Source organism: Akkermansia massiliensis (assembly GCF_023516715.1).
Taxonomy (GTDB): Bacteria; Verrucomicrobiota; Verrucomicrobiia; order Verrucomicrobiales; family Akkermansiaceae; genus Akkermansia; species Akkermansia massiliensis.
The window spans coordinates 521,954-535,783 of record NZ_JAMGSI010000002.1 but is presented as its reverse complement, the minus strand read 5'-3'; the positions used below and the strand labels follow the sequence as shown (position 1 = coordinate 535,783).

General features: G+C 62.1%; 11 protein-coding genes. 5 read left to right on the top strand and 6 right to left on the bottom strand.

Annotation, left to right across the window (positions count from 1 at the left end; genetic code table 11):
* The first annotated feature begins 53 nt into the window (after nucleotides 1-53).
* Together M8N44_RS09950 and M8N44_RS09945 are read left to right on the top strand one after the other, a co-directional pair.
* The gene (locus tag M8N44_RS09950) at nucleotides 54-1,109 is read left to right on the top strand and encodes a 3'-5' exoribonuclease YhaM family protein (protein WP_180971001.1); all 1,056 of its coding nucleotides are present in this window, start codon (nucleotides 54-56) and stop codon (nucleotides 1,107-1,109) included.
* Between the two features lie 12 nt (nucleotides 1,110-1,121).
* Entirely contained in the window at nucleotides 1,122-3,233 is a 2,112-nt protein-coding gene (locus M8N44_RS09945) for a ComEC/Rec2 family competence protein (RefSeq protein WP_102728531.1), read from the top strand.
* Here the strand turns inward: M8N44_RS09945 and miaB are convergent.
* The 4 genes from miaB to M8N44_RS09925 form a co-directional block, all read right to left on the bottom strand.
* Complete coding sequence (gene miaB / locus M8N44_RS09940) at nucleotides 3,196-4,572, bottom strand: tRNA (N6-isopentenyl adenosine(37)-C2)-methylthiotransferase MiaB (RefSeq protein WP_102726455.1); 1,377 nt, start codon at nucleotides 4,570-4,572, stop codon at nucleotides 3,196-3,198. The two genes, M8N44_RS09945 and miaB, sit on opposite strands and share 38 nt — an antisense overlap.
* 8 nt (nucleotides 4,573-4,580) lie before the next feature.
* Nucleotides 4,581-5,804 (bottom strand): class I SAM-dependent RNA methyltransferase, encoded by a 1,224-nt coding sequence (locus M8N44_RS09935; protein ID WP_102726454.1) that lies wholly within the window; start codon nucleotides 5,802-5,804, stop codon nucleotides 4,581-4,583.
* A gap of 20 nt (nucleotides 5,805-5,824) precedes the next feature.
* A complete protein-coding gene (locus M8N44_RS09930; RefSeq protein ID WP_102728532.1) occupies nucleotides 5,825-6,148 on the bottom strand; it encodes a hypothetical protein in 324 nt (107 codons plus the stop codon).
* 113 nt (nucleotides 6,149-6,261) lie between these two features.
* A complete protein-coding gene (locus tag M8N44_RS09925; RefSeq protein ID WP_102728574.1) occupies nucleotides 6,262-7,191 on the bottom strand; it encodes a DUF3750 domain-containing protein in 930 nt (309 codons plus the stop codon).
* A gap of 91 nt (nucleotides 7,192-7,282) precedes the next feature.
* Here M8N44_RS09925 and M8N44_RS09920 point away from each other — a divergent pair, with 91 nt between their 5' ends.
* Nucleotides 7,283-7,834 (top strand): thioredoxin family protein, encoded by a 552-nt coding sequence (locus M8N44_RS09920; RefSeq protein ID WP_022396851.1) that lies wholly within the window; start codon nucleotides 7,283-7,285, stop codon nucleotides 7,832-7,834.
* A gap of 84 nt (nucleotides 7,835-7,918) precedes the next feature.
* Here the strand turns inward: M8N44_RS09920 and M8N44_RS09915 are convergent, their stop codons facing one another.
* Complete coding sequence (locus M8N44_RS09915; protein WP_102749450.1) at nucleotides 7,919-9,388, bottom strand: hypothetical protein; 1,470 nt, start codon at nucleotides 9,386-9,388, stop codon at nucleotides 7,919-7,921.
* Nucleotides 9,389-9,542: 154 nt separating this feature from the next.
* Between M8N44_RS09915 and M8N44_RS09910 the strand changes: the two genes are divergently transcribed.
* Nucleotides 9,543-9,815, top strand: a complete 273-nt coding sequence (locus tag M8N44_RS09910; protein ID WP_022396849.1) for an HU family DNA-binding protein — start codon at nucleotides 9,543-9,545, stop codon at nucleotides 9,813-9,815.
* A gap of 130 nt (nucleotides 9,816-9,945) precedes the next feature.
* Nucleotides 9,946-12,081, top strand: coding sequence for an alpha-galactosidase (locus tag M8N44_RS09905; protein ID WP_180975205.1), 2,136 nt, complete (start codon nucleotides 9,946-9,948; stop codon nucleotides 12,079-12,081).
* A 130-nt stretch (nucleotides 12,082-12,211) separates the two neighbouring features.
* Here the strand turns inward: M8N44_RS09905 and M8N44_RS09900 are convergent, their stop codons facing one another.
* Complete coding sequence (locus M8N44_RS09900) at nucleotides 12,212-13,825, bottom strand: aspartate:alanine exchanger family transporter (protein ID WP_102728536.1); 1,614 nt, start codon at nucleotides 13,823-13,825, stop codon at nucleotides 12,212-12,214.
* Between the last annotated feature and the right edge of the window lie 5 nt (nucleotides 13,826-13,830).

Genomic DNA, 13,830 nt, shown 5'->3' with positions numbered 1-13,830 from the left:
AGTCCTCCGGCGTTTTCTTGACGGATGGAGGGAAGCGGGGCAAGATGGCCCGCATGGAACAAGTCAGTCTCATGGAGTTGGGCAAGCTGGCCGCGGAGGGCCAGGTGGAAGCGGAAGTTTTTGCCCAGATCGCCCAGTGCGCGCAGAAGATGACCAAGAGCAACAAGCCGTATCTGGACGTATCTTTTGCCGATGCGGAAGGGACGATGGGACTGAAGGTGTGGGAGGACAAGCCCTGGTTCCGCACGCTGGCCTCCCTGCCTCTCCGCAGTTTCGTGAGCCTGCGCGGCCAGTGGACCAAGGGGGGCTTCGGCATGGAAGCGGCCGATCTGGAAGTGCGCCCCCTGGACGAACAGGAGAAGGAAAGCTTCCTGGCCGGGTCCGGAACCTTGAAGAAGAAGCAGGAAGCGGACCTGAAGGAGATTTGCGTGCTCATCAAGGGCATGAATGATCCGCGCATTCGCGCCCTGTGCATTGAATTCATCGAACAGTTCGGGGAACGCCTCCAGCGCGCCGCCGCCGCCCGCACTTACCATCACGCCCGCCGCGGCGGACTGGTGGAGCATGTGGCGGGAATGATGCGCACGGCCTCTGCCGTCTGCCAGGCGAATCCGGAGCTGAACCGCGACCTCCTGCTGGCCGGATGCCTGTTTCACGACTGCGGGAAGCTGTGGGAAAACTGCTACCCGAAGGAGGATTTCACGATGCCCTATTCGGAAGCCGGGGAATTGCTGGGCCACATTCCGCTGGGCATTGAACTGGTCAACAATCTGTGGAAGCGCATCATGGCCCTTCCGGAAGCGGAATCCTGGAAGACGCTGGACCCCGCCTCCCCGGACGTGCGCATGCACCTGCTGCACCTGATCGCCTCCCACCACGGGGAACTGGCCTTCGGCTCCCCCGTGTTCCCCAAGACCCCGGAGGCGGTGGCCCTGCATTACATTGACAATCTGGACGCCAAGCTGGAGATGTTCCGCGGCGCCTATGAGACGAGCGAGGCGCTGGCTCCCAAGGTGCTCCAGCGCAAGGCCCCCCTGCCTGCCAACGTCGTTCTTCCGCTACCTTCCGTTCTTCCCCTGGAACGGGACGGCGCGGACGCCATGCAGTAAGTTTTTCCCCGGATGGAACAGGAGCGCCACCTGCGGCGGCCGTGGCTGGAACGGACCATGGCCGCGGCTCCCCTGCTGGCTCCCGCTCTCGCCATGCTGTGCGCATGCGCGGCGGTGGACGTTTCCCCCTGGTTCTGGGGCCTCTGCCTCTGCTGGGCGCTATTGCCCTGCCTGTTCCGGGCCCCTTCCATGAGCCTGCTGGCCATTGCCCTGGCGGTGTGGGCGGCCATGCATCTGCTGGCGTATGACCGGGAATACGGGAATGTTCCCGTAGAGGCGGGAAGGACTGTCGCCATGGAGGGTTCCGTTAACGCCGTTTCCGGAAAGTCCGTTCTGTTCCGCCCGGATGGCTCCCGGTGGCTGTACGCAGTTTCCTCCCGTGGCGGGGAATGCCCCCTGGCAGTAGGGGAACGGTACCGGATTGAGGGAGAGACATATCCGCTCCAGGCCCCGTGCGGCCCCGGCATCTTTGACCGGGAGCGGTGGGGATACCTGCACGGCATTATTGCCGGGATTCGGCTGGATGGCGCCTGCCGGGTGGGGCCGGGCGACTGGCGCAGCCGCCTCCGGGCGTTTTCCCTGCGGCTCCGGGAGGGGGCCGCAGGCCTGCTGAGGGAAGGCGCGCCGGCGGATGACGAGGCCCGGCAGGTGATGGTTTCCGCCGTGCTGGGGGACAAGACGGACGCGAGGCCGGAAACGATGGCGAAGTTTCTGGAAAGCGGCTGCATGCACGTGTTCGCCGTCAGCGGCATGCATGTGGGGGTGGCGGCCATGCTGGTTCTGGGAATGCTGAGGCTGTTGTACGTGCGCCCCCGTGCGGCGCGGCTGGCCTGCATTCCGTTGCTGGCGGTGTACGTGTTTGTGACCGGGATGTCCGCCTCCGCCCTGCGGGCCTTCATCATGGCGGCGGTCTGGCTGCTGGCGTCCGTGCTGCGCCGGAAGGGGCATCCGGCCAATATTCTGGCGCTGGCTTTCATCCTCCTTTGCCTGATGGACCCGCTCCAGGTTTTCCAGCCGGGGTTCCAGCTCTCCTTCTGCGTCTTCGCCGTGATTGTCTGCCTGGCAGGATGGAGCAGCCGGGAAAGGCCCCTGTGGGCTCCGGACCCGTTCATTCCTTCCCGGATTTACAATGCGCGGGAAAAAGGCCTGGTGCGCCTGGAAAAAGCGTGCCGCGGCGCGCTGCTCATCTCCGTGGGGGCGTGGCTGATGTCCATTCCCCTGACGGCATGGCACTTCGACACCTGGAACCTGTACGCTCCCCTGACCAATTTGTGCTTGAGCGTGCTCGTTTTTCCGCTCATGGGCGTCTCCCTGTTCGGGCTGGTGTTCGCATGGTGCCCGTGGATGTCATGCGCTTGCAATACGGCGGCTTCCTGGCTGGCCTCCGCCATGCTGGCGGTGGCGGGGGGAGTGGCTTCCCTGCCGTGCAGCTATCTTTCTTCCGCGCCGCCTGCCGGGGAAAATGAAGCCGTCCTCGTTCCGTTGCAGAAGGACGCCTGGTCCGCGGTCATCTCCAATCCCGCGCTGGTCGTGGCCGCAGGAACGGAAAACGCGGTCCGGTACACCCTCCTTCCCGTGTTGAAGGCGCGCAGTATCCGGCCTTGCGGCGTACTGGCTTCCGGAAACGGCAGGGCGGAGCGCGCCGGAGTGGAAGCGCTGGCGAAGGAATATCCCGGAATCCGGAACTGGGGCGCAGCGGATGCGGAATGTCCCGTTCGGCAATGGAGGTTCCGCCCTGGAAATGAACTTGTTTTGGAAGATTTTCCCGTACCGTTGTCCACGGGAATCCATCAGGACCGGAACCGGGTGCTGGCGTGGAAATGCCGCGGGCGGTTCGTCCTGATGATAGGGAATGCCGGGTTTTCCTCCCTGGCGCGGGCGGCAATAGCGCCGCGGGCGGATGTGCTGGTCATCGGGCACCATCCGCGCGATCCGGTGGACAGCGCCGAATGGATCAGGGCCACGGGCGCCCGCGCGGTCATTTTCACCACGGAGCATGAATGCCCCGTGCCGGAGGGAACGGCCGTGTACCGTCTCCCGGAAACCGGAGCCATCTATTTGCGGGTGGAAGAGGAAGGCGTGCAAATCATCCCCTGGAAGGGCATGGGACGCCGTACAGGGTGAACCCCGTGCTTTCCTCAATGCGGATGGGCAGAAGCTCTCCCGTCAGGTCAGGGGCGGCATCCACCATCACGGGCTTGTTCTGGGAGGTGCGTCCGGAGAGGCGCGCTTCATTTGTTTTGGACGGTCCTTCCAGCAGGACTTCCTGAACGGTGCCGACCAGTTCCCGGTTTTTCCGGATGGCGATTTCATTGACCACGGCCAGCAGGTCCTGGTTGCGCGCTTCCTTCACTTCCTCCGGAATCTGTTCCTCCATGGCGGCGGCGGGCGTGCCGCGGCGCGGGGAGTAGCGGAAAATGAAAGCGTTGTCAAACTGGACCCGTTCCACGGCCTGCCGGGTCAGCAGGTAGTCTTCCTCCGTTTCTCCGGGGAAGCCCACGATGATGTCCGTAGTGATGGACAAATCCGGGCGCGCCTGCTTCATCCGGGCGCAAAGGTCCAGATAGGTTTCATTCCTGTACGGCCTGCGCATCATTTTCAGGATGCGGTCGCTGCCGCTCTGCATGGGGAAATGGATGTGGCTGCACAGCTTGGGCAGGTAGGTGAATGCCTGCACCAGATCCTGCCGGAAGCCGATGGGATGGGGGGAAACGAAGCGGATGCGCCGGAGGCCTTCCACCTCATGCACGGCTTCCAGCAATTGGACGAAGCCGCCCTTGCCGTCCGCCGTTTCCATCTGCCTGCCGTACCGGTTGACGATCTGGCCCAGCAGGGTGACTTCCTTCACGCCGGCGTCCACCAGCATCTTCACCTCGTCCACCACGTCCCGGACGGGGCGGCTGCGTTCCTTGCCGCGGGTGTAGGGGACGATGCAGTAGGCGCACTTCATTTCACACCCCTGCATGATGGAGACATACGCCGTGGAGCGCGCGCCGGGATTCAGGTGGTCCCGGATGCGGTTCTGGGAATCCTCCTCATCCGCCACGTCGCACACGTGAGTGCCTGAAAAAGCGGTCTGCAATTCATCCATGCGGCGTTCCTGGCGCGCGCGCAGAATGCCGTCCACATGCTCAAACACGCGGTGGTACTTCTGGGTGCCTATCACCAGGTCCAGGCGCGGCAGTTCCTTGAACAACTCATCCTTCCTGCTCTGGGCCATGCAGCCCATCATGCCGTACACCACGTGCGGCCGGTGCCGCTGCTGCTTGGCCAGCAGGCCCATCTTCCCCAGCGCCTTCTGTTCCGCCTGCTCCCGGATGGAACAGGAATTGAACAGGATGACGTCCGCCTCATCCTCGCGGTCCGTCATGGTATAGCCCTTCTGCACGAACATGCGGGCCACCTGCTCGGAGTCCCGCTCGTTCATCTGGCAGCCGTAGGTTTTGATGTAAAGCTTGGGCATGGGGAAAATCAGATGTTCTTTTTCAGGGTGACCACGCATTCCAGATGTTTGGTCTGGGGGAACAGGTCAAAGGGCTGGACGGCGGTAACGGCGTACCCGGCCTTGTCAAATTCCGCCAGGTCCCGTATCTGGGTGGCGGGATTGCAGGAAACGTACACCACTTTTCCGGGGCCGAAGGCGAATAACTGGGTCAGGAACTCCATGCTGCATCCCTTGCGGGGCGGGTCGATCACCACGGCGGTTTTTTCCGCGGGGAAATCCACCTGGGCGAAAATGGCTCCGGCGTCCGCCGCCAGGAATTCCGCGTGTTTAATCCCGTTGCTCCGGGCATTGCTGCGCGCCCAGTCCGCGGAAGTCTCGCTGACTTCCACGCCCAGCACTTTTTTAAATTTCTTCGCTAGGCTCAGGGCGAACAGGCCGGAACCGCAATAGGCGTCCACCAGGAACTCCTCCCCGTCCATGCTCGCCTGTTGGGCCACGTAGTCCGTAAAAAGCGGAAGAATGAAAGGATTGTTCTGGAAAAAATCTCCCGCCAAAAAATGAAATTCCAGACCGCCCACGCGCTCGCAGGCCACGGCGTTGTTATTGGTAATGACGGTCCCTTCCGAGGCGCGGAGCAGAATGGTAGCTCCCCGCTTGAACCGGGCCGCGGCCTGGTAAACGCTCTTGCGGGCCAGCGGCAGGGCCTCGTTGATGCACTCCATGGCAATCGGGCATTGCGGCACATCCACCACTTCCCTTCTGGAACCCGCCTTCAGGAAGCCGATGGCCGGCCGGCTGGCTTCCTTGGGCTTGTCAAAATGGGGCGTAATCTTGGAGCGGTAATGGTATTGGCGGGGGGAGGCAATGGCCGGATTGACGGGCAGTTCCAGCCCTGCCTGCAACCGGAGCAGGTCCGCCACCTGCCGGGTTTTCCAGAGAAGCTGGCGGTCGTAGGAAAAATGCTGGTACTGGCATCCGCCGCAGGTGCCGAACAGGCGGCAGCCGGGCTCCACGCGGTCCGGGCTGGGGTGAAGCACTTCCACCAGGTCCGCGGAGGAATAATTCTTGTCGTTGCGCCAGACGCGGGCCTTCACGCGGTCTCCCGGCAGGGCGAAGGGGACGAAAACCACCCAGCCGTCCACACGGCCGATGCCGTCGCCCGCATTGGAAAGGGCGTCAATGTCCAGTTCAAGCTCCTGATGGTAGGAAAAAGGTTCCGGGTGGAAGCCCTTGGGAATGGTCGCAGTCATGGTGAAGGAAAAGAAAAGGGTTACGGGGCGGAGGGGGTGATCAGCTTGCCGTCCAGATCATACAGCAGGGTTTCCGGCAGCCGGGGGGTGCGCAGCCCGGGGCGGAAGTCGCCAGGCAATACGGCTGGTCCCGGCACGGACTCTGCGTTCTCCTCCTCCGGAAAAATGGCCGGTTTCACCGGGGCCGGAGCCCAGGGGGCGGGGCGGTCCGCCGCGGCGGTTTGTTCCGGTTGAACGGCTGGGGCGGGAGCGGGTTCCTGAGGCGCCGTTTCCTTGTTGGAGGAACAGGAAGCGGTCCAGGCCAGCCCGGCAATCAGACAGGAGCGGATCAGGAGCTTTTTCATGGCGCGGATTCTTACAGCTTCATCCGCGCTTGGCAATCGAATTTCCGCTTTATTCCCCTTCTTCCCGTGTACGGGGAACGGAATAAGGGAAAAAGGCTTCCGTACCATGCGGCTCAAATGCGCTCGCTCGTTTTTGTCCGCGGATGGCGGAAGTAGGGGATGCGGTGCGCCTGCCTCCGCTTCCTGCGCATGTGGCGGAGCATGCGGAAGAAGATGAACCCTCCGGCGGAAAGAAGCAGCGTGACGCTCCACCAGTCCCAGCCCACAGGAGCGTCCGGCAGCCCTATGCGCCCGATCATCGGAAGTTTAAGGGCGGGGCGCAACAGGTCAAAGCCTGCGTTCAGGCCCAGCAGGCTGACTTCCGCTCCTTCCGCCAGCCCCAGGCTGAACCCGGCGAGACCCCATAAATTGATGCGGATGCCCGTGCCGCTTTCCGTCCGTCCGGCAATGCCGCCGGGCAGATAATCCTTCCCCACCGCATGAGGCGGAAGCTCCACCGTCAGATCCGGCACTTCCCTCATCAGCGCGGCGGTGAACGTGTTGCTGTTGGGGCCGGGAATGATCCAGTAGGTATCGGCATAGGGGTAATCCTGCGCCGTGCGGCTGATGACGGGAATGGCCTTTTCCGCCGCTGCTCCGCGCAATTCCTGAATCAATTCCGGTTCCGCGCCGAACCATTTGCGGTCCGGAATGTCCCGCGCGATGGAAACGCTGGTTCCCCGGGAGGGAAGCTGGTAGCCCATGACCTGGTACACGGTGTAAAAGCCGGCATTCTTCTCCTTCACGGCTATCCAGGTGTGCACGGCGAAATACCTGCGCCAGCCGAAGGCGCGTGCCGAATAAACCTGGACGACGGCTTCCGGTTCTTCAGCGGGTAGAGGGGCCAGGCTGCTGCTGCTGCGGTCCGCAGTTTTCCAGTCTTCCGCAGGGTGGAAATAAACCAGGGCTGCGCCCAGGAGCAGGAACGCCATGAACAGCCAGAAAACAAAGCGCCATTTATTCCGTGAGGGGTGCCTGCGGTTATAGGGGTTGGAATGGCGCATGGCGAATGTATATACCTTGAACGGCAAATGATGGCAATGGCGGAATCTTGAAGTTTGACTTCTGCGCAGGGAGACTTATGGTTACTGTAATATGATCAAGTTTGCCGTTTCCGTGCTTTGCGCCGCCGCCGTGGCAGGCATGCTGGCTCCCGCTTCCGCCCTGGCGCAGCAGGCTCCCGTTCCAGCCGTGAATGAATCGGGCAGTCCCGCCTTTGACAAGCTGCGCAATGAGGCCATCGCCAAGAAGGTTCCCCTGGTCATCTACCTGACGGGGTCTTCCTGGTGCGTGTATTGCAATATTTTTACGGACAAGCATATCAAGGAGCGGACTTTCAAGAGGGCCTCCGGCAAAAAATTCATCTTCTGGATGGTGGATACCAGGCAGGCCCCGGGAAGGACACCGGGTTCCTTTACCTTCCAGTTCGTTCCGGAGGAAGCGGGCAAAGTAGTGGGATGCATAGGCTCCAAGGCCCCCTATGTCGTTTTCGGGCCTCCCGCCGTCATCATCCTGGACCCCGTTTCCGGAAAAATGATTAAGAAAATGGTAAGCCAGGGGGATATGGACAAGGAAGGCAAGTCCCTGCCCGCGGTTATCGAGGAATGCTGGAAAAACTTCCAGAAGGAAGGTCAAAAGACCGCCTGAGCATTCGGACCCCTCCCATGAAGAAAGGAGTGAATCCGGAATGTTCATTTCCCGGGCGTTTTTCCCGCAACTGTTTTCTTTACGTCAAAAACGGTAAATGAAGCGCAACCATGGGCGCGGCGTGCCGGAATAATAGGGATGCCACCGGTGTCCGGGGTGGTGCATGGTGCGGCCCCATTCATCCTGGTGGCGTGCCTGCGGCGCATAGGTGAGCTGCCGCCATTCCCGGCAGGGAAAGGAGGAAGGCTCCGTGCATGAGGCGCAAGGCGTCAGAAATGCCTGGAGGGCGCTGGAAGAACAGCAGTAATAGGGAACATTGAACCGGGGCGCCAATCCGAGCGCCAGCAGAAGCCATATCCATATCCGGAGACGGGGATGCCGCGCCCAGGTGAAGGCCAGAAAGGCGAGCAGGCAGGCCATCGCCGGAACGCTCCCCTTGCAGAGCAGGTCGTTGACGTCTCCGTTGACGTAAAAGAAGGGCAGCAGCAGTCCGGTTGCCAGCGTACAGATAAAGAGGGAATTCCGCCGGAAATCCCGCCAGCAGAACAGGGCGTACAGCAGGAAGGAGGTCCCTGCCAGCAGAAAATCCCCCGGCCGCGTATAAAAAGGCCGCCAGCCCATATGGGAGGACGGCGCGTTTACCGCCGCATAATAAAGAAGGAAGCACGCCCCCAGCATGACGGCTGCCGGAAAGGAGGGATGAAGCAGGCTGCGCCGGGGGGAGCGGCTGCCTTTCCATTGCCGGAGCCACTGGCAGACCGCCAGGGGCAGCCCCCCTAGAGCCGCGAGGGGAGAATAAAAGGCCGTGGCCGCGAACAAAAGGGGCATCCAGTGCGGGGGCATGCGTCCCGAAGCCAGGAAGATGAAAAAAAGCATGACAGGGATGGAGGCGTTTGCGCTGCACATGACCTGTTCCGCCGTGCCGAAGTAATGCAGGCGGAACAGATCCAGCCCCAGCCAGCATTGGAAATTCAGAAGGGAGCCGAACATTACCATCAGCAGGGCGAGCAGCAGGGAACGGCGGCCGGAGAAAACGCAGAGCCACAGCCAGGCAAGAAACAGGCCCCATGCACCCCACAGCACGACAAATGCCCGGGCAACTTCCAGCCCAGCCACTTTGCCTGCCAGGGCCGGAACCAGCCAGAACCCTGTGTTGTAGATCAAGACGTCTCCGTCCGGAAAAACGACGGGCCACGGGCTGGCGACCAATTCACGAAGGCAGGCGTTCCTGACGATGTGGTCCGGGTGCTGATTGACCCATTCCCCCCATCCGGACAGGACCATCAGGGCGATGAATGCGCCCAGGACAAGAAACGAGGATCGGTTGAACAGGGGAAAAGAGGGGAGGGATTCCCTTTCCGGTAGTTCCTTGCGCCTTCCGGGAGCCAGTCCCGCGGCCATCAGGGCCGCGAGGGGGATAGAGACATACCAGTGCATCCACCAGGCCATGAACACCAGGACGGGCAGCAGAAGCCAGGCGCAGGTATTCCATTTCAACGCGGTCACGTTGAAAGCTCGTTCCGGGAATGGAGCATCGGCGGCGGGGGAAGGCATCTTCCCTGAACCTTAATGGGTCCGCCGGAGGGGGGCAAGGATGAAACTTGCAGCCCGGAACGGAAGGGCATCCCCGTATGGGGCTGGTGGCAGGAATGCCTGCGCCCCTTCTCCGCTTTACCGGGAGAACGGGGCATATCATGCTGGGCGGCCTATGAATAAAACACAATTCGTCAGGGAACTTCAGCGGGAGCTGGGGGACGGCGTTACCCCCAGGCAGGCGGAACGTGCGCTGGACGCGGTGCTGGACACGATTGCCCGGTCGGTCCTGAGGCGCTCACTGGTCAAATTCCGCGGCTTTGGTTCGTTCAGCATCAAGCGGCGGCGTGCCCGCGTGGTACGCCATCCGGAAAACGGCAGCAAACTGTTTGTGCATGAATCAAGCACCATGAAATTCCGGCCTTCCTCCCGTTTGTGGAAAAAGTAGGAGAAACGCCCGGGCTCTCCTGCCATTTTGCCATTGACTTCCCTGTCCGGGGCAGGGATTAATGGACAAGGCAGGGGCGGCCGTGCGCCTGCCCGGAAAAAATGACCTACCCTTTCCCCATTTGCCGACCATGACTCCGGATTCCGTTCATTTGCTGACCCGTTCCTCCCAGATGATCCTGTTCAGGGATGAACAGGGCCGCGTGCGCCGCGCCTATTACGGACCGCGGCTGCGTGAACCGGAGGATGCCCTGGAAAGCGCCGCGGATGCGCCTCTTCTGTATTCCGCCCTGGCGGACTCCGTGACGGGGCTTCCCAATGCGTCGGATGAATACTGCATTTGCGCGACCCAGGCGGACGGAACTCTTTCTCTGCGCCTGGAATGCCAGGGATGGGAAGTGCTGGAACTGGATGACGACCGGGAAGAAGCCGTCTTCTATGGGAAAGACCCTTCCTACCCCGTGCGGGTGGAAATTCATGTTCGCTCCCACCGGGAATCGGACGCCTTCCTTCAATGGGCGGTGATACGGAACGAGGGGAGGGAAGGCATCCGCCTGCACCGCGCGGCGTCCGCGCAACTGAATTTGCGAGCGGAACGTTACTTTGTCACCAGCTTCCGCGGCACATGGGGCGGGGAATCCCTGATGAGCGAGGAGGAAGTGGCGCGGGGGCATGAACTTGCCCTGGTTTCCGGCACCGGAACCCGCGCCGCCCAGGAGGGAAGCCCCGGCTTCGTCATCTCCCTGGATGGTCCGGCGCGGGAGGACTCCGGGGAAGTGGTGCTGGGAGCGCTGGCGTGGCCCGGCAACTACCGGATATGGTTCCGCCACAGCCCGTATCACTACCTCTTTGCGGGAGCGGGGCTGGACGTGGCCCCCGCTCCCTATCTGCTGGACGGCGGCGGAGTGTTTGAAACGCCTCCCCTCATTCTGGCGCACAGTGGAAACGGCAAGGGGGAAGCCTCCCGGCGCATCCACCGCTGGGCGCGACGCTACGGCCTGCGCAGCGGCGGCACGGAGCGGCTGACCTTGCTGAACTCATGGGAGGGAGTGTACTTTACCTTCACGGAAAAAGTGCTGCACGGCATGATGAAACGTGCGGCGGACTTGGGAATAGAGCTTTTCGTGCTGGATGACGGCTGGTTTGGCGGACAATTCCCGCGCAATGACGCCCGGGCCGGTCTGGGGGACTGGCAGGTAAACCGTGCTAAACTGCCCCATGGGCTGGAAGGCCTGATCCGCCAGGCGGAAAAGCTGGGGATACGCTTCGGCATCTGGGTGGAGCCGGAAATGGTGAACCCCTGCTCGGAACTTTATCAGAAGCATCCGGAATGGGTCATCGGCCTTCCGCACCGGGAAAACAGGCTGGAACGCAGCCAGTACCTGCTGGATTTGAGCAATCCGGACGTGCGCGCATACATTCTTGAAGCCATGCGGAAACTGTTGGGAGGACATCCGGGCATTTCCTACGTGAAATGGGACTGCAACCGCAAGATTTCCGATCCCGGCTCCCCCTGGCTGGACGCCAGCCATCAGGGGAACCTGTCCATTGACTACGTGCGCGGCTATGAAGCCATTCTTGATGCGCTGGCGGCGGAATTTCCGGACGTGACGTTTCAGGCCTGCTCCTCCGGCGGAGGCCGCGCCGACTACGGGACCATGCGGAGGCATCATGAATTCTGGACGTCCGACAATACGGACGCCTGTGAACGCGTGTTCATGCAGTGGGGCATAGGCCATTTGTTCCCGGCCATTACCATGGCCGCCCATGTGACGGCCTCCCCCAACCATCAGACGAAGCGCGTCACGCCGCTCAAATTCCGTTTTGACGTCGCCATGTCGGGCCGTCTGGGATTCGAGCTTCAGCCCTGTGACATGACGAAGGAGGAAGTGGAATTTTCCAAACGGGCGCTGGCGGAATATAAGCGCATCCGCCCCGTGGTCCAGTTCGGGGACCTGTACCGACTATCTTCCCCGTATGAAAGCCGGGTGGCCTCCCTGATGTACGTGCATGAAAAAAGGGCCGTCGTCTTCGCCTGGCTAATGGACAAATGGCTGGCGGATTCCCCGCCGCCCCTGCGCCTGAAAGGCTTGAATCCTGCCGCCAGATACCTGGTCAGGGAGATCAACCTGGATGAAAACGGCCCCCTGGCCAACGTCCATGAACGGGTGCTTGGTGGTGATTTTCTGATGGACTTCGGAATCCGCATCAACTGGAAAAATGCCTTCCAGTCCGTCTGCATGGAAGTGACGGAAACGGGGTCTTAAACTTCCGGCTGGTGGCAAGGAGGTAAACGGCGCTGATCCGCAATCGATATTCCTTTTTCCGTGAAGCATGGCGCCCGGAGAGAACCGCCGGAGACGCGGTCTTTCCGGGTGGTGAAGTTTGCGCCTTGGGCTAAACGCCCACCACGCCGCCGATGGTCTGGATGATGACTTTCGCGATGATAGTCATCAGGATGAGGGCCACGGGGTAGGCGGTGGCGTAGCTGACCACGGGAGCCTGGGAGTCCGTCTTGCTGGCGATGGCGCCCAGGGCCGGGGTGGAGGTCATGCCACCGCAGATGCCGCCCAGGCATTCCAGGATGTTCATCTTGAAGACCTTCATGCCCACGAAGTAACCGGCGAACATGCCGGAGCAGGTGACGATGACGCCCATGATGAACACGGCCGCGCCGTGCGTGGCTACGGTGGTGACCAGGTCCGCGCCGCCCTTGATGCCGGCGTCAGCCAGGAAGAAGACCAGGCCCAGGTCCTGCAAAAGAAGTCGGGTGGGGCGCGGGATGTAACCCACGATGGGGCCCAGGCGCCCGAAGTGGCCGAGCAGCAGGGCCACAATCAGCGGGCCGCCGGCAATCCCTAGGGAGATGCCCAGGCCGTTACCCAGACTGAAGTTGACCAGCCCCAGAATGATACCGAGCGAGAGGCCGAACCCGAGGGAAAGAAGGTCCGTCTGGTTCATGTCCTGGCTGCGGTGGCCGATTTTGTCCCCGTACTTGGTGAGGTTTTCCGGAGAACCCACCACGGTCAGCACGTCATTGCGCTCCAGCGTGGTGTCCCCCGTGGGGACGAAGGTGAAGCCCAGGCGGGAGATGCGGGAGATGATCACGCCGTCCGTTCGCAGGGTTTTCAGATCGCGGAGTTTGCGCCCGGCGTAGTTCTTGTTGGTCAGGATCAGCTTGCGGCGCTCCTTCTGGGAGTCCATGGGGTAGGGGTTGTCGCATACTTCCCCCAGGAAAGCGACGTCATGCGGCATGGTGTCGCTGTTGCCCACGATGAGGACTTCCGTTCCCTCCCGGAACGTGTCTTCCGGCGTCAGCGGCATCAGCCTGTCGTTGCGCACCACGCGGGTGACCATGCAGTGCAGGCCGTCCAGCAGCTTGCAGTCCGCAATGTTCTGGCCGATCAGGTTGGGCTGCGTGACGCGGACCAAGCGTGAGATGATGCTGGCCTCCTGCTTGGAGTGCATGGCCTTGGCCTCCTTGTTCAGGTCAAAGTGCAGCAGGCGCGGGAGAAGCTGGACGAAGAGGACCACGCCCACCACGCCGAACGGGTAGGCAATGCCGTAGCCGATGCTGACGCCGCTTCCGGAGGCTCCCGGCAGGCTTTCCGTGGCTGCCGCCAGGGCCGGGGTGCTGGTGCACGCGCCGGCGAAGATGCCGGAGGAAATCCCCGCGGGAACATTGAACCAGATGCCGAAGAGGCAGGTGAAGAGGGCTGAAACGCCTACAATCACGGCGGACATGACCGCGAGCTTGCTTCCCTGCTTGGCGATGGCGGAGAAGAAGCGGTTGCCCGCGCTCAGGCCCACGCAGTACACAAAGAGCGCCAGGCCCAGCTGGCCCACGCCGTTGGGGATGGCCAGGCGGTAGTGGCCGGCGGCCAGCGCTACGAAGAGAACGCCGGAGAGGCCGAGGTTCAGGCCGTATATTTTAATGCTGCCGAGGGCGATGCCAAAGAAGATGATTCCGAAGAGAACCAGGGTGTTGTGGTTGAGCAGGATGTCGAACATGGTCG